Source organism: Streptomyces sp. NPDC046876 (assembly GCF_040645035.1).
Taxonomy (GTDB): domain Bacteria; phylum Actinomycetota; class Actinomycetes; order Streptomycetales; family Streptomycetaceae; genus Streptomyces.
In genome coordinates this window covers 1-15,117 of sequence record NZ_JBEYXK010000135.1, presented here as the reverse complement: position 1 = coordinate 15,117, position 15,117 = coordinate 1, and the positions used below count along the sequence as shown (strand labels likewise).

General features: G+C 73.4%; 12 protein-coding genes. 7 read left to right on the top strand and 5 right to left on the bottom strand.

Features of this window, described 5'->3' with window-relative positions; genetic code table 11:
* Positions 1-384: 384 nt before the first annotated feature.
* A complete protein-coding gene (miaB, locus tag ABZ924_RS35385) occupies positions 385-1,902 on the bottom strand; it encodes a tRNA (N6-isopentenyl adenosine(37)-C2)-methylthiotransferase MiaB (protein ID WP_361919291.1) in 1,518 nt (505 codons plus the stop codon).
* Positions 1,903-2,007: 105 nt separating this feature from the next.
* On the opposite strand from miaB, the gene ABZ924_RS35380 reads away from it, so the two are divergent.
* A complete protein-coding gene (locus ABZ924_RS35380; protein ID WP_361919289.1) occupies positions 2,008-3,003 on the top strand; it encodes a TAXI family TRAP transporter solute-binding subunit in 996 nt (331 codons plus the stop codon).
* A gap of 39 nt (positions 3,004-3,042) precedes the next feature.
* Here the strand turns inward: ABZ924_RS35380 and ABZ924_RS35375 are convergent, their stop codons facing one another.
* Both ABZ924_RS35375 and ABZ924_RS35370 read right to left on the bottom strand, forming a co-directional pair.
* Positions 3,043-3,969: an ROK family protein gene (locus ABZ924_RS35375; RefSeq protein ID WP_361919295.1), complete on the bottom strand. Its 927-nt coding sequence runs from the start codon at positions 3,967-3,969 to the stop codon at positions 3,043-3,045.
* 104 nt (positions 3,970-4,073) lie between these two features.
* Complete coding sequence (locus ABZ924_RS35370; RefSeq protein ID WP_361919287.1) at positions 4,074-5,105, bottom strand: LacI family DNA-binding transcriptional regulator; 1,032 nt, start codon at positions 5,103-5,105, stop codon at positions 4,074-4,076.
* 308 nt (positions 5,106-5,413) lie between these two features.
* Here ABZ924_RS35370 and ABZ924_RS35365 point away from each other — a divergent pair, with 308 nt between their 5' ends.
* Both ABZ924_RS35365 and ABZ924_RS35360 read left to right on the top strand, forming a co-directional pair.
* The gene (locus ABZ924_RS35365; protein WP_361919285.1) at positions 5,414-6,691 is read left to right on the top strand and encodes a glycosyl hydrolase; all 1,278 of its coding nucleotides are present in this window, start codon (positions 5,414-5,416) and stop codon (positions 6,689-6,691) included.
* A gap of 193 nt (positions 6,692-6,884) precedes the next feature.
* Positions 6,885-9,158 (top strand): endo-beta-N-acetylglucosaminidase, encoded by a 2,274-nt coding sequence (locus tag ABZ924_RS35360; protein WP_361919283.1) that lies wholly within the window; start codon positions 6,885-6,887, stop codon positions 9,156-9,158.
* A 21-nt stretch (positions 9,159-9,179) separates the two neighbouring features.
* Here the strand turns inward: ABZ924_RS35360 and ABZ924_RS35355 are convergent, their stop codons facing one another.
* Both ABZ924_RS35355 and ABZ924_RS35350 read right to left on the bottom strand, forming a co-directional pair.
* Positions 9,180-10,592: a HAMP domain-containing sensor histidine kinase gene (locus ABZ924_RS35355; protein ID WP_361919281.1), complete on the bottom strand. Its 1,413-nt coding sequence runs from the start codon at positions 10,590-10,592 to the stop codon at positions 9,180-9,182.
* Between the two features lie 12 nt (positions 10,593-10,604).
* Positions 10,605-11,309, bottom strand: a complete 705-nt coding sequence (locus tag ABZ924_RS35350; RefSeq protein WP_361919279.1) for a response regulator transcription factor — start codon at positions 11,307-11,309, stop codon at positions 10,605-10,607.
* Between the two features lie 288 nt (positions 11,310-11,597).
* Here ABZ924_RS35350 and ABZ924_RS35345 point away from each other — a divergent pair, with 288 nt between their 5' ends.
* The 4 genes from ABZ924_RS35345 to ABZ924_RS35330 all read left to right on the top strand — a co-directional run bounded on the left by ABZ924_RS35345 (position 11,598) and on the right by ABZ924_RS35330 (position 14,958).
* A complete protein-coding gene (locus ABZ924_RS35345) occupies positions 11,598-12,383 on the top strand; it encodes an amino acid ABC transporter ATP-binding protein (RefSeq protein ID WP_361919277.1) in 786 nt (261 codons plus the stop codon).
* Between the two features lie 90 nt (positions 12,384-12,473).
* Complete coding sequence (locus ABZ924_RS35340; protein WP_361919275.1) at positions 12,474-13,310, top strand: glutamate ABC transporter substrate-binding protein; 837 nt, start codon at positions 12,474-12,476, stop codon at positions 13,308-13,310.
* Between the two features lie 83 nt (positions 13,311-13,393).
* The gene (locus ABZ924_RS35335; protein ID WP_361919293.1) at positions 13,394-14,068 is read left to right on the top strand and encodes an amino acid ABC transporter permease; all 675 of its coding nucleotides are present in this window, start codon (positions 13,394-13,396) and stop codon (positions 14,066-14,068) included.
* Positions 14,065-14,958, top strand: a complete 894-nt coding sequence (locus tag ABZ924_RS35330) for an amino acid ABC transporter permease (RefSeq protein WP_361919273.1) — start codon at positions 14,065-14,067, stop codon at positions 14,956-14,958. Before ABZ924_RS35335 ends, ABZ924_RS35330 begins: the two co-directional genes overlap by 4 nt.
* Positions 14,959-15,117: the final 159 nt, after the last annotated feature.

Genomic DNA, 15,117 nt, shown 5'->3' with positions numbered 1-15,117 from the left:
GGTTGCCGTAGTCCCACGACCTCAGCATCAGCCGCCTCGACTCCGCGACGCGCGAGCGGTGCTCGGCGGCCTCGCGCGGCTCCGCCGCGAACGCCGGCGAGGCTGGATTTGCCGGACCCCCGCCCAGCGGGTGGGCGGGGGGACCAGCCCCCGGCTGAGGCGTCGACGGGAGCCGGGAAGGCACGGCCCCGGGCGTCAGGTGTCGGCGGAGTCGGCCGGGCTTCCGGGGCGCCACCCCAGGCCCCGCGCCTCAGACGCCGACGGGGCTGAATTTGCCGGACCCCCGCCCAGCGGGTGGGCGGGGGGGGACCAGCCCCCGGCTGAGGCGTCGGCGGGAGCCGGGAAGGCACGGCCTCGAGCGTCAGGCGGGAATGCGCCCGCGGGTCAGGACGTGATGCCGCAGGACGGGGTCGTCGTGGGGAGCGGGGTCGGGGCGCCCACCGTCGGGAGGCCCAGCATGACGCCCTTCGGCTGCGGGGCCGCGTTGCGCTTCTCCCAGGCGTCGCCGGCACGGGTGCGGCGCACCGACTCCGTCGGGCCCTCGGCCAGCAGGTGGTGCGGGGCCGCGTACGTGATGGAGACGGTGACCACGTCGCCGGGCCGGACCTCCTGCTCCGGCTTCGTGAAGTGGACCAGGCGGTTGTCGGGGGCGCGGCCGGAGAGGCGGTGCGTGGCGCCGTCCTTGCGGCCCTCGCCCTCCGCGACCATGACCTCGAGGGTGCGGCCGACCTGCTTCTTGTTCTCCTCCCAGGAGATCTCCTCCTGGAGGGCGACCAGCCGCATGTAGCGGTCCTGGACGACCTCCTTCGGGATCTGGCCCTCCATCTCGGCCGCCGGGGTGCCCGGTCGCTTGGAGTACTGGAAGGTGAACGCGCTCGCGAAGCGGGCCTCGCGGACGACGTGCATCGTCTGCTGGAAGTCCTCCTCGGTCTCGCCCGGGAAGCCCACGATGATGTCGGTGGAGATCGCGGCGTGCGGGATCGCGGCCCGCACCTTCTCGATGATGCCGAGGAACCGCTCCTGCCGGTACGAGCGCCGCATCGCCTTCAGGATCGGGTCCGAGCCCGACTGCAGCGGCATGTGCAGCTGCGGCATCACGTTCGGCGTCTCGGCCATGGCCGCGATCACGTCGTCCGTGAAGTCGCGCGGGTGCGGGGAGGTGAAGCGGACCCGCTCCAGCCCCTCGATCTGCCCGCAGGCCCGCAGCAGCTTGCTGAAGGCCTCGCGGTCGCCGAGGTCGGAGCCGTACGCGTTCACGTTCTGGCCGAGCAGGGTGATCTCGGAGACGCCCTCGGCGACCAGGGCCTCGACCTCGGCGAGGATGTCGCCGGGCCGGCGGTCCTCCTCCTTGCCGCGCAGCGCCGGGACGATGCAGAAGGTGCAGGTGTTGTTGCAGCCGACGGAGATCGAGACCCAGGCCGCGTACGCGGACTCGCGCCGGGTCGGCAGCGTGGAGGGGAAGGCCTCCAGCGACTCGGCGATCTCGATCTGCGCCTCCTGCTGCACGCGGGCGCGCTCCAGCAGGACGGGCAGCTTGCCGATGTTGTGCGTACCGAAGACGACGTCGACCCACGGGGCCTTCTTGACGATCGTGTCGCGGTCCTTCTGCGCGAGGCAGCCGCCGACGGCGATCTGCATGCCGGGGCGCTTCGTCTTCATCGGGGCGAGCCGGCCGAGGTTGCCGTACAGCTTGTTGTCGGCGTTCTCGCGGACGGCGCAGGTGTTGAACACCACGACGTCGGCGTCGCCGTCGGAGCCCTCGGGGGCCCGGGTGTAGCCGGCGTCTTCCAGCAGTCCGGAGAGTCGCTCGGAGTCGTGCACGTTCATCTGGCACCCGTAGGTGCGCACCTCGTATGTTCCCTTGACGTCCACTGCCGTGCTCCGGTCGCTGCTGCTGGTCATGGAACAAGGGTAGGCGGTTGCCGGAGGCCCTCCGGACGCCCGCCGGACGGCCCTGCTGGCGGGCGGCCCGTGACAGGTCGGCGCGACGGTGGCAGGATCGCGCCCATGGCTCACGTTCCGCCCCGTTTCGACAGGCGCACCGCCCTGTGGGGGCTGGTGGCCGTACTCGCCGTGCTCGGGGTGCTCGTGTGGTGGCTGCGGCCCTTCGGGGAGCCGGAGCTGAAGGGCGAGCTGACGTTCAGCACGGGGGTGCGCACGGGCGTCTACCACCGCTACGGCCAGCTGCTGGAGCAGGCGCTCGCACGGGACATGCCGGGGGTCCGGGTCCGGCTGGAGACGAGCCAGGGCTCGCAGGAGAACCTCCAGCGGGTGGCGTCGGGGCAGGCCGATTTCACGATCGCGACGGCGGACGCGGTGTCCAAGTACCGGGCCGACGGCAAGCCGGGCGCGGAGCAGCTGCGCGGCTGCGCGCGGCTGTACGACGACTACGTGCAGCTGGTGGTGCCGGCGGGCTCGCCGGTGCAGTCGGCGCGCGACCTGAAGGGCAAGCGGGTCGCGATCGGCCAGCCCGGCTCGGGCGTGCGCCTGATCTCGGAGCGGCTGCTGACGGCGGCCAAGCTGGACCCGGCGCGGGACATCATTCCGGTGTCCATCGGCATCGACACCATGCCGGCGGAGCTGGAGGCGGGGCGGATCGACGCGTTCTTCTGGTCCGGGGGCCTGCCGACGAACGCGGTGCGGGAGCTGTCGGAGCGGTTCGACATCCGGCTCGTGCAGCTCGGCGACCTGGTGGAGGCGCTGCAGGGCAGCGGGAGCCCGGCGCGGTACTACCGGGCGGCGGTGATGCCGCAGGACGCGTACACGCGGGCGCGCAACACCTCGTCGGTGGCGACGCTGGCCGTACCGAACCTGCTGGTGACGACCGAGGACACCGATCCGGAGCTGACGGAGCAGTTCACGCGCACGGTGATCAACCGCCGCGACAAGATCGGGCACCAGGTGCACGCGGCGCAGTTGGTGGACCTGCGGACGGCGATCTACACGGACCCGCTGGACCTGCACGAGGGCGCCCGGCGGTACTACCGCTCGGTCAAGCCCTGACCGGGCCCGACCCTGGCCGGCAGGGCGCCGGGGCGCCCGTCACCCGGCCGGCAGGAGCATGATGGCCGCCGCGGCCGCGCCGATCAGGCCCGCGTGGGTGCCCAGGGTGGCCGGGACCACCTCCAGGCCGCGGGTGAAGGACAGCGCGGCGTAGTCGGCGAGGTGGCGGCGGATCGGTGCGAGGAGGGTGTCGCCGGAGGTGGCGACGCCGCCGCCGATGACCGCGATGTCCGTCTCGACGAGGGTGGCGGTGGCCGCGATGGCGGCGGCCAGGGCGCGTCCGGCGCGGTCGAAGGCGGCCCGGGCGACGGGGTCCCCGGCCCCGGCGGCCGCGGCGACTCCCGCCGCGGTGGCATCGCCGTCGGGGGTCCAGCCCTGGGCCAGGGCCCACCGGGCGATGGCCGTGCCCGAGGCGAGGGATTCCACGCAGCCGTGTCCGCCGCACACGCACCGCTCGCCGTCGAAGGCGACGCTGATGTGCCCGATGTGGCCCGCGTTGCCGGTGGGGCCGGGGTGGAGCCGGTTGTTCAGCACGAGCCCGCCTCCCACGCCGGTGGAGACCACCATGCACAGGGCGTTGGCCCGGCCCCGGGCCGCGCCCAGCCAGTGCTCGGCGGCGGTCATGGCGACTCCGTCGCCGACGAGCACGGTGGGGACGGGGGCGCCGTGGCGGGCGAGTTCGGCCGCGATGCGCTCGCGGACCGGGTAGTCGCGCCACGCGCCGATGTTGACCGGGCTGACCGTGCCGCGCGAGGCGTCGACCGGGCCCGCGCTGCCGATGCCGCAGCGGGCCGCCGAGGCCCACAACGGCGAGTCGGCCAGCTCGGCGACCACCTCGGCGACGGCGGCGAAGACCCCCTCGGCGTCCGCGTCCCGGGGAGTGGGGCGGCGGGTGGCGGCGGTCATCGTGCCGTCGGGGTGGACCAGCGCGCCGGCGATCTTCGTGCCCCCGATGTCGATCGCCACCGTGGGGCCGGCGGCCGCTGCGGCCGCGGCGGCTCCGACGGCGGGGGAGGTCGGGACGGCGGGGCGGGGAGTGGTCAAAGCGGCGCTCCAGGACGGGGTCGACTTCAGTATGGGGCCGGGGGCGGGGCCGTACTCTCCCGGGGCTCCAGCCGCGGCTGCTCGCCCTCCCGGGCCCGCGGCGGGCCTCCCGCCAGTACGGCGAGCAGCTCTTCGGCGGCGAGCCGGCCGAATCCGGCGGTGTCGCGGACGAGCGCCGTCAGCCGCGGGTGGGTGACGCGGCACAGCGCGGAGTCGTCCCAGGCGACGATCGAGAGCCGGCCGGGGACGGGGATGCCGAGCTCGGCGGCGACGGCGCTGCCGGCGACCGCCATCACGTCGTTGTCGTAGACGAGCGCGGTGGGCGGTGCGGGCTCGGCGAGGACCCGGCGGGTGGCGGCCGCGCCCTCGGTGTCGGAGTAGTCGGTGACCACGGAGCGGACCTCCCGCGGGCCCAGTCCGCGCGCCGCGGCCCCGGCGCGCAGCGAGGCGATGCGGCGGGCGGTGTGGGCGAGGCCGGGCAGGCCCGCGACGTGCACGATCCGGCGGTGGCCCAGCCCGTACAGATGGTCGAGGACCTGCGCCATGGCCCGTGCGTCGTCGGCCCACACCGACGACAGGGGGCCGGGGGCGCCGGTACCGCCGACCATGACGGCGGGCAGGCCGAGGCGGTCGAGGAGCTCGGGGCGCGGGTCGTCGGTGCGCGGGTCGACGACGAGGACCCCGTCGACGCGGCGTTCGGCCCACCAGCGGCGGTGGACGGCGCACTCGGCCTCGATGCCGTCGACGACCCGGAAGAGCAGGGCGGTGCGGGCGGCGGAGAGCACCTCCTGGATGCCGGAGACCAGTTGGAGGAAGAAGGACTCGGTTCCGAGGGTATGGGCGGGGCGGGCGAGGACCAGCCCGACGGTGCCGGAGCGCTCGCCCGACAGGGCGCGGGCGGCGCTGTTGGGCTGCCAGCCGAGCTCCTCGGCGACGGCGCGGATCCGGGCGCGGGTCTCCCGCGAGACGCCCGGCCGGTCGTTGAGCGCGAAGGAGACGGCGCTCTCGGAGACTCCGGCCCGGCGGGCGATGTCCTTGATGGTGGGTCTGCGGGCCATGTCCTGGCTGCCTGCCTGCCTCGTCCCTCGGATACGCCGCAATGGCCGCCGGCCCTTTTTCATCGGCGCGTTTCCTCATGCGGCGCCGTGGCACGGGTGGAGCTAAACCGCATTAGTCGCCCCAGCTTCGGGCGGGTACGACCCTTGTGTCAACGGGGCTGAAGCGCATGACTCGGGTCCGGGCGAAAGCTTCTGACAATCCCTCCGAGGCGGCCGGACCTTGGCGGCAATGGCGCTGTTGACGTGCCCGCCCCCGGCCCGGAACGTTGGGGCGTCCGGCGAATTCCCCTGAACTCTCGGGACCTTTCATGTACGACGGCACCGTCGTTCCCCCGCCCGCCCGAACCCTGCGTTTCGGCGCCAACTACACGCCCTCGCACGGCTGGTTCCACCACTGGCTCGACTTCGACCTCGCCGAGGTGGGGGCGGACCTCGACTCGATCGCCGCGCTGGGCCTGGACCACGTCCGGGTCTTCCCGCTGTGGCCCCTGTTCCAGCCGAACCGGACCCTGATCCGGCCGCGCGCCGTCGAGCAGTTGGTCGCGCTCGCGGACGCGGCGGCCGAGCGCGGCCTCGACGTGGCCGTGGACGGGCTCCAGGGCCACCTGTCGAGCTTCGACTTCCTGCCCGCGTGGACCGGGACCTGGCACCGGCGCAGCATCTTCACCGACCCGGACGTGGTGGCCGGGCAGGAGGAGTACCTGCGCACCCTGGCCGCCGCCCTCGCCGACCGGCCCAACTTCCTGGGCCTGACCGTCGGCAACGAGGTCAACCAGTTCTCCGACGCCCCGCACCCCGACCCGGACCGGATCACCCGCGAGCAGGCGGGGAGCTGGCTGCAGCGGATGCTGGCCGCCTGCGAGCGCGGGGCGCCGGGCCGGTTCCACCTGCACGCCGCGTACGACGCCGCCTGGTACCGGGACGGGCACCCCTTCACGGCGGCCCAGGCGGCCCGGCTCGGGGCGGCCACCGCCGTGCACGCGTGGGTGTTCAACGGCACCGCCCAGCGGTACGGGCGCAGCGGCACGGCGACCGAGCAGTACGCCGCGTACCTGATCGAGCTGTCCAAGGCCTGGGCGGCGGACCCGCACCGGCCGGTGTGGCTGCAGGAGGTGGGCGCGCCCGCGCCGCTGATCCCGCCCGAGCACGCGGCCGCGTTCACCGGCGCCACCCTCGCGCGGGCGCTGGACTGCCCGGACCTGTGGGGGGTGACCTGGTGGTGCTCGCACGACGTGTCGCGGGAGCTCGCCGACTTCCCGGAACTGGAGTACGGGCTCGGCCTGCTCACCAACGGCCGCCGGACCAAGCCGGCGGGCGCCGCCGTCGCCCGGATCGCCGCCGAGTGGCGCGGCCGGGAGCACCGCCCGCCGGTACGGTCCACCGCGCTCGCCGTGGACGTCGGCGGGGCGGAGGCCGCGCCGCGGCGCTCGGTGTGCGCGCCGGGCGGCGCGTTCTTCGAGGCGTGGGCGGCGCTGGCGGCCGCCGGGGTACGCCCGGCGGTGGTGCTGGCGGAACGGGCCGAGGACCCGGCCCACCTGTCGTCCCGCGGCATCACGGAGGTCCTCCGGGTCCGCGACGTCACCTGACCGCGGACACCCGGCGAGGCCCCTCGCCATGCGCCGTGCGCCGTGCGCCGTGCCGATGCCCATGCCCATGCCCATGCCCATGCCCATGCCCATGCAGGTACCCGTGCCCGTGCCCGGCCCCGACGCCCCGCCCCGCACGCCCGGACCCACGCCTCCCGCACCCCGACCCCCCGTCCCTGACCGAGGAGCCCGCATGTCCGAGACCGGCAACGGCGCCGACGCTCGTACCGCCGCCCCAACCCCGGCTGCCTCCCCCGCTCCCCCGGCACCTCCCGCTCCCCCCGCATCCTCCTTGCGCCCGACCCGGCGCGGCCTGCTCGCCGCCGGAGCCGGGGCCGGGGCCGGGGCGCTGTGGGGCGCGCCGGCCCACGCGGCCCAGGCGGCCCATGCGGCGCAGGGCTCGCAGGCCGCCCCGGAGCCCGTCCCCGGCCCCGCCGCCCCGGGCCCCGCTGCCGCGCCCCCGGCCGGCCCGGCCCCGTACGCCTCCTACTGGTTCCCCGACTCGCTCCCCCACGGCGCCCCGGGCCCCGGCATCGTGTGGCGCTCGCTCCTGCAGTGGAGCCCCGAATCGGATCCGGACCTCGCCCACAACACCGCCACCGTGCCGCTCGCCGAGCGGTTCACGCCGGTGCCGCCGCACCCGCAGGCCCGGGCGGGGCAGGCCCGGATCTCCTCGCTCGTCTCGTTCGGGCCGACCGCCCAGAACCCCTCGCAGGGCTCCGCGACCGCCGACACGTACGCGCTCACGCACTGGGCGTACCTCGACGAGCTGGTCTTCTGGGGCGGCTCCGCCGGCGAGGGGATCGTCCTCGCGCCGAACGCGCCGGTCGTCGACGCCGCGCACCGCAACGGCGTCCCCGTCCTCGGCACCGTCTTCCTGCCGCCCGTCGCGTACGGCGGCGACCTGCAGTGGACCCGCGACCTGGTGCAGCGCGACGCCCTCGGCCGCTTCCCGGTCGCCGAGAAGCTCGCCGAGGTGGCGGCCGCGTACGGCTTCGACGGCTGGTTCGTCAACGCCGAGACCGACGGCGGGGACAGTGCGCTCGCCACCCGCATGCGGGAGTTCCTGCGCGCCCTGCGGGCGGCCGGCGCGTCCCGGCACCTGCGCATCACCTGGTACGACGCGATGAACAGCACGGGCGGCGTCGGCTGGCAGGGCGCCCTGAACCAGCTCAACCAGGAGTTCTACGAGGACCGGTCGGGCCCGGTCGCGGACACCGTGTTCGTGGACTTCCGCTGGAGCGCCGGGAGCCTGGCCGCCTCCGGCGCGCTCGCCGACCGGCTGGGGCGCAGCCGCCACGAGCTGTGGGCCGCCGTCGACACCGAGTCCCGCGGCTGGGACTGCGGGGTGGACTGGGAGGCGATCGCGCCGCGCGGCCGCGACCACGTCGTCAGCTACGGCTTCTACCGGCCCGAGTGGACCCGCAACCACCTCGCCGACCGCTCCCCCGGCGCCTTCCACCGCGCCGACGACCGGTTCTGGACGGGCGGGTCCCTCGATCCAGCCCACCCAGCGCCCTCGCCTTCGCCCTCGCCTTCGCCCTCGCCTTCGCCCCCAGGCGGCTGGCGCGCGCCCGCCACCGTCGTCGCCGACCGGTCCACCGTCTGCGCCCTCCCCTTCGCCTGCGCCTTCAACACCGGCCACGGCGAGCGCTGGTACGAGGACGGCCGCGTCACCTCCGACACCCCCTGGAGCCACCTCGGCCTGCAGGACCGCCTTCCCGGCCGCCGCTGGGTCGTGGAGACCGCCGGACGGCGCCCCGAGGTCACCCTCGACTTCGCCCGGGCGTGGCGCGGCGGCTCCAGCCTGCACGTCGCGGGCCGGCTCACCGCGCCGGCCGCGGTGGGCCTGCACTGCACCCGCCTGGCCCTGCCCCGCCACGCCGTCCTGGAGCTGGTGCACACCGCCGAGCCGGGCTCCGCGCCGGTGCGGGTCGAGGTCGGGGTGGCGGTGCGCGAGCCGGCCGCTGCGGGGCAGCCGGTCCCGTACACCTGGTTCGCGGCGGACACCGCCGGTCCGGGCGACGGCTGGCGCACGGCGCGGGTCGACCTCGCGCCACTGGCGGGCCGGACCGCGTACGGGCTTGCGGTACGGATCACGGCGCGCGGGACGAGAGCGGTGTCCTGGCGGGTCGGTGCCGTGTCGGTGCGCGACACCGCCGCCGGCCGGCGCCCGTCGGCTCCGGATGCCCTGACCGTGGACGCCGCGGCCCGGACGGACGGCGCGGCCGCGCTCCGGCTGTCGTGGCGGCGGGCGGCCGGCCCGGTCCGCCACCACGAGCTGCACCGGCTGCTCCCGGACGGCGCCCGCCGCTTCCTCGGCGGCACCTGCGGCACCGCCCTGTACCTGCCCTCGGTCGTGCGCGCCGGCCGGGAGCGGGCGGCGGTCTTCGAGGTGCGGGCCGTCGACGAGCTGTACGCGGCCTCCGAGCCGGCCCGCACCACGCTCAGCTGGACGACGGGCTGAGCCCCGCTCCCACCCCGCGCCTCATCCGCCGTGCGGGGCGCTGCGCGGCACGGCCACCGTCACCTTCAGCCCGTGCGGCGGGTTCGTCTCGTACGCGAGGGACCCGTCGCCCGCGGCGAGCAGCGCCCGGGAGATCGACAGGCCGAGGCCGGAGCCCTTGACGTTCTGGTGGCGGCCGCTGCGCCAGAACCGGTCGCCGACGCGGAGCAGCTCCTCCTCGGTCAGGCCGGGGCCGCGGTCGGCGACGACGATGTGGACGGAGGGTCCGGCCGCGGCGACGGAGACCTCGACCTCCTCGCCGGCCGGGGTGAACTTGAGGGCGTTGTCGATCACGGCGTCGAGGGCGCTGGACAGGGCGACGGGGTCGGCCCACCCGGTGACGGCGGTGCGGCCCGTCCCGGTGAGCCGTACGCCCTTCTCCTCGGCGTAGGGCCGCCAGGCGGCGACCCGCTCGGCGGTCAGCGCCCCGATGTCGGTGAGGGTGAGCTCGGCGGAGGCGTGCTCGGCCAGCGCCAGGTCGAGCAGGTCGTCGAGGACCTGGGCCAGCCGCTTGCCCTCGGTGCGCACGGAGGCGATCTCCTCGTTCCCCTCGGGCAGTTCGAGGGCGAGCAGCTCGATCCGCAGGAGCAGCGCGGCGAGCGGGTTGCGCAGCTGGTGGGAGGCGTCGGCGACGAAGGCCCGCTGCTGCTCCAGGACCTCTTCCACGTTGTCGGCCATCTCGTTGAACGAGCGGGCGAGCCGTCTGAGTTCCGGCGGCCCGCTCGCGGCCGCGACCCGCGAGTTCATCCGGCCGGTGGCGATGCCGTGGGCGGCGGCGTCCAGGGTCCGGACGGGCTTGAGGACCCAGCGGGTGAGCTGGAGGGCGGCGCCGAAGGCGAGCAGCATGGCGGCGGCCAGCCCGGCGACGATGATGAGCCAGCCGTTCAGGATCCGGGCGCGCATCTGGTCGGTGGGCGATTCGGTGACGACGACGGCGACGACGTCGCCGTCGAGGACCACCGGGGAGGCGACGAGGAGTTTGCCGTGCGTCTGCCAGGGCCAGACCTGCGCCGGGTCGTGGCTGCGCCGCCCGGCGAGGGCCTCCTCGAAGGCGCGGCGGCCCTCGCCCTCCTCGGGCAGCTGCCACCAGCCGGGGGCCCGGACCATGGCGTTGTCGTCGCGGTAGAAGATGCCTACGCGGATGCCGTACAGCTCCTGGTAGCGGGCGAGTTCGAGCTGGAGGGTGTCGCGGCGGTCGGCCGCTCCGCTGCTGCCCGAGCCCTCGGCGTCGATGACGAACTGGGCGAGGGCGGCGAAGCGGGCGCTGTCGTCGATCCGGTCGACCACCACCGCCTGCTGCCGGCCGGCGGCCAGGCTGACGGCGAGGGGGAAGCCGAGGGCGAGGAGCACGCCCGCCATCAGGACGACGAGCAGCGGGAGCAGCCGGGCGCGCACGGCCGGGGCCCGCTAGGGAGCGGCGGGGGTGACGAGCCGGTAGCCCACCCCGCGGACGGTCTCGATGAGGGCGGGCATGCGCAGCTTGGAGCGCAGCGACGCCACGTGCACCTCGAGGGTCCGCCCGGTGCCCTCCCAGCTGGTGCGCCACACCTCGCTGATGATCTGCTCGCGGCGGAAGACGACGCCGGGGCGCTGCGCGAGCAGGGCCAGCAGGTCGAACTCCTTGCGGGTGAGCGGGACGTCGGTGCCGTCGACGCTGACCCGGCGGGTGGGCAGCTCGATGCTGACCGGGCCGAGCCGGACCACGGCCGGGGCGCCGGACGCGCCGGCGGCCGCCTCCTCGGAGGCGCCGGTGCGCCGGGCGACGGCGTGGATGCGGGCGAGGAGCTCGCCGGTGTCGTACGGCTTGACCACGTAGTCGTCGGCGCCCATGTTCAGCCCGTGGATGCGCGAGCGCACGTCGGAGCGGGCGGTGACCATGATGACGGGGGTCGAGGTGCGCTTGCGGATCCTGCCGCACACCTCGTAGCCGTCCTGGTCGGGCAGGCCGAGGTCGAGCAGGACCACGCCGAAGGGCGGGGCGCCGGCCGGCAGCAGGGCCTGCAGCGCCTCCTCGCCGCTGCGGGCGTGGGTCACCTGGAAGCCGTGCCGGGCGAGGATCGCGGACAGGGCGGCGGCGACGTGGTCATCGTCCTCGACGAGCAGCAGTCTCATTGCGTCCCCCTTCCTTGATCCGGTCCTTGCCGGAGGTCGATCGCGGCCCCGGTCGAGGGCCACCATGCATCCACGCCGATGCAGCGTCCCACGTCAAGGCCGTACGGGTCCGGCGCGTCTTCCGTTATGCACCCGGTACGAGCGGTGCGGCCCACGCCCCCGCGCCGCGCACGGAGCGTATCGGGGCGAGGCCGTTTCGTTATGCTCAATTCTCCCTCAGATGTGATGACGGTGTGAGCAACTCGTCACTACTGTCCTGCCAACCGAGGAGGACGGAGCAAGTTGCCGATGAGCGGAGATTCAGTGACCGAGGACGTGAAGGACGCGGCGCCCGCCGCTGACGACCTGGTCGTACTGAGCAACGTCAACAAGCACTTCGGCGCGCTGCACGTGCTTCAGGACATCGATCTGAGCATTGCCCGCGGTGAGGTCGTCGTGGTGATCGGCCCCTCGGGGTCCGGCAAGTCCACGCTGTGCCGGACGATCAACCGCCTGGAGACGATCGACTCGGGCACGATCACGATCGACGGCAAGGAACTGCCCTCGGAGGGGCGGGAACTGGCCCGGCTGCGCGCTGACGTCGGCATGGTCTTCCAGTCCTTCAACCTCTTCGCGCACAAGACGGTCCTGCAGAACGTGATGCTGGGCCAGATGAAGGTCCGCAAGACGGACCAGGCCACGGCCGCGAAGAAGGCTCAGGCCCTGCTGGACCGGGTGGGTGTCGGAACACAGGCCGACAAGTACCCGGCGCAGCTCTCCGGCGGCCAGCAGCAGCGCGTGGCGATCGCCCGCGCGCTGGCGATGGACCCGAAGGTGATGCTCTTCGACGAGCCGACCTCGGCCCTCGACCCGGAGATGATCAACGAGGTGCTGGAGACCATGCAGCAGCTCGCCGCCGAGGGCATGACGATGGTCGTCGTCACGCACGAGATGGGCTTCGCCCGGTCCGCGGCCAATCGGGTCGTCTTCATGGCCGACGGAAAGATCGTCGAAGAGGCCGAACCCGAGCAGTTCTTCAGCAACCCGCGCAGTGACCGCGCCAAGGACTTCCTTTCGAAGATCCTGCACCACTGACGGCTTCGTCTGGTAGTGATCCCGTGGCGGCTCAGAGCACGTGTGTCGTCGCTCGTCGTCCAACAACGTCTCATCCGAGGGAAGTTCACCATGAAGGTTTTCAAGGCCGGCGCGGCCGCTGCCGTGGCCGTCGTCCTCTCGCTGACCGCGACCGCGTGCGGCGGCGGTGGCGGCGACAAGGCCGCTGAGGGCGGCAAGGACAAGATCGTCATCGGCATCAAGTACGACCAGCCGGGCATGGGTCTAAAGACCCCGGAGGGCAAGTTCACCGGCTTCGACGTCGATGTGGCGACCTACGTGGCCAAGGAGCTCGGCTACAAGCCCGAGCAGATCGAGTTCAAGCAGGCCGTCAGCGCCGAGCGCGAGAACCTGATCGCGAACGGCGACGTGAAGCTGGTCGTCGGCACGTACACGATCAACGAGAAGCGCAAGGCGCGCGTCGACTTCGCCGGCCCGTACTTCCTGGCCCACCAGGACCTGCTGGTCCGCGCCGACGACAACTCGATCACCAAGGCCGAGGACCTCAACAAGAAGAAGCTCTGCTCGGTCACCGGCTCGACCTCGGCGCAGAACGTCAAGACGAAGCTGGCCCCCGAGGCCGACCTGCAGCAGCTGGGCGGATACTCCGAGTGCCTCACCGGCCTGGAGAACGGTTCCGTCGACGCCCTGACCACGGACAACTCGATCCTGGCCGGCTACGCCGCACAGGAGAAGAACAAGGGCAAGTTCAAGCTGGTCGGTCTGAAGCTCAGCGACGAGCCCTACGGCATCGGTCTGAAGAAGGGCGACAAGGACCTCCAGACCAAGGTCAACGCCGCGCTCAAGAAGATGGTCGAGGACGGTTCCTGGCAGAAGGCGGTGGACGCCAACCTCGGCCCCGCCGGCTACAAGGCCGAGCCGGCCCCGCAGATCACCGAAGGCAGCTGATTCATCGGTGAGGTGCGCCGCCGCCCGTGACAGGCGGGCGGCGGCGCACCTCACCGGCCATCCTGGGGAGAGCGCAGGGCAACGTGTTCGACTTTCTTACTTCCGGGCAGTACGACGTGCTCGGGGCCTTCTGGGTGACGGTGCAGCTCACCCTCTACTCCGCGGTCGGATCCCTGATCTGGGGCACGATCCTGGCCGGGATGCGGGTCAGCCCCGTCCCGATCATGCGGTCCTTCGGCACCGCGTACGTCAACGTCGTGCGCAACACGCCGCTGACCCTGCTGATCATCGGCTGCTCGCTGGGCCTCAACCAGACGCTGAAGATCACGCTCGGCGGGGAGAACTTCAAGGAGATCGGCTTCCGCCTCGCGGTCCTGGGCCTGATCGCCTACACCGGCACGTTCGTCTGCGAGGCGCTGCGCGCGGGCATCAACACCGTGCCCGTGGGCCAGGCCGAGGCCGCACGCGCGCTGGGGCTGAGCTTCTTCCAGGTGCTCACGCTCATCGTGCTCCCCCAGGCCTTCCGGGCGGTCATCGCGCCGCTCACCAACGTACTGATCGCCCTCACCAAGAACACCACGGTGGCGGCGACCATCGGCGTGGCCGAGGCGGCCCTGCTGATGAAGGAAATGCTGGAGAACGAGGCGCAGGCGATCTTCGCGGTCTTCGCGGTCTTCGCTCTCGGCTTCGTCGTGCTGACCCTGCCCACCGGCCTGCTGCTGGGCTGGGTTTCCAAGCGAGTGGCGGTGAAGCGATGAGCTCCGTTCTGTACGACACGCCCGGCCCCAAAGCCAAGGTCCGCAACTGGATCTACACCGCCGGCTTCTTGGTGGTCCTCGCGCTGGTCCTGTGGTGGGCGCTGTCCCTCATGGCCGAGCAGCACCAACTCGACGCCGACAAGTGGACCCCCTTCGTCACGGACAGCCAGATCTGGACGACGTTCCTGCTGCCCGGCCTCGGCGAGACCCTCAAGGCCGGCCTGATCGCCATGGTGATCGCGCTGCCGCTCGGCGCACTCCTCGGCATCGCCCGGCTCTCGGACCACGCATGGGTGCGGATCCCGGTCGGCACAGTCGTGGAGTTCTTCCGCGCCATCCCGGTCCTGATCCTGATGTTCTTCAGCTCTGCCCTGTACGTGATGCTCGGCACGGTCAGCTCCGACCTGCGGCCCCTGTACGCAGTGGTCACCGCCCTCGTCCTGTACAACTCCGCGGTCATCGCGGAGATCGTCGTGGCCGGCATCCAGTCGCTTCCCCGCGGCCAGACGGACGCAGCCAAGGCGATCGGCATGCGCAAGGGCCAGATCATGACGTACATCCTGGTCCCGCAGGCCGTCACGGCAATGCTGCCGGCGCTGGTCAGCCAGCTCGTGGTGATCCTCAAGGACACCGCGCTCGGCGGCGCCGTCCTCGGCTTCGGCGACCTGATGTCGATGAACCGGCAGATCTCCGCCAACTACAGCAACACCATCGCGACCATGCTCGTGATCGCCCTGCTGTACATCGCGGTGAACTTCACCCTGACCACCCTGGCGTCCTTCCTCGAGAAGCGCCTGCGGACCTCGAAGAAGGGCACCGGCGCCATGGTCGAGGCCGACGTCGCCGAGGTCGACGCCGGCGGAGCGGCCGGAGTGGGCAAGGCCCCCTGACACCCGGTCAGTACACTGGCGTGGCACATGTGGTGGGGGGGGGGGGGGCCCCCCCCCCCCCCCCCCCCCACCCCCCCCCCCGCCCCCGGCCCCCCCCCCCCCCAACCCCCCCCCCCACACCAACCCAAAAACAGCACCCCCCCCCCCCCCCCCCCCCCC

Coding starts and splice junctions, on each gene's coding strand:
- ABZ924_RS35330 (WP_361919273.1), top strand. CDS start 14,065: ATGAGCTCCGTTCTGTACGACACGCCCGGCCCCAAAGCCAAGGTCCGC.
- ABZ924_RS35380 (WP_361919289.1), top strand. CDS start 2,008: ATGGCTCACGTTCCGCCCCGTTTCGACAGGCGCACCGCCCTGTGGGGG.
- miaB (WP_361919291.1), bottom strand. CDS start 1,902: ATGACCAGCAGCAGCGACCGGAGCACGGCAGTGGACGTCAAGGGAACA.
- ABZ924_RS35365 (WP_361919285.1), top strand. CDS start 5,414: ATGTACGACGGCACCGTCGTTCCCCCGCCCGCCCGAACCCTGCGTTTC.
- ABZ924_RS35350 (WP_361919279.1), bottom strand. CDS start 11,309: ATGAGACTGCTGCTCGTCGAGGACGATGACCACGTCGCCGCCGCCCTG.
- ABZ924_RS35340 (WP_361919275.1), top strand. CDS start 12,474: ATGAAGGTTTTCAAGGCCGGCGCGGCCGCTGCCGTGGCCGTCGTCCTC.
- ABZ924_RS35360 (WP_361919283.1), top strand. CDS start 6,885: ATGTCCGAGACCGGCAACGGCGCCGACGCTCGTACCGCCGCCCCAACC.
- ABZ924_RS35345 (WP_361919277.1), top strand. CDS start 11,598: ATGAGCGGAGATTCAGTGACCGAGGACGTGAAGGACGCGGCGCCCGCC.
- ABZ924_RS35370 (WP_361919287.1), bottom strand. CDS start 5,105: ATGGCCCGCAGACCCACCATCAAGGACATCGCCCGCCGGGCCGGAGTC.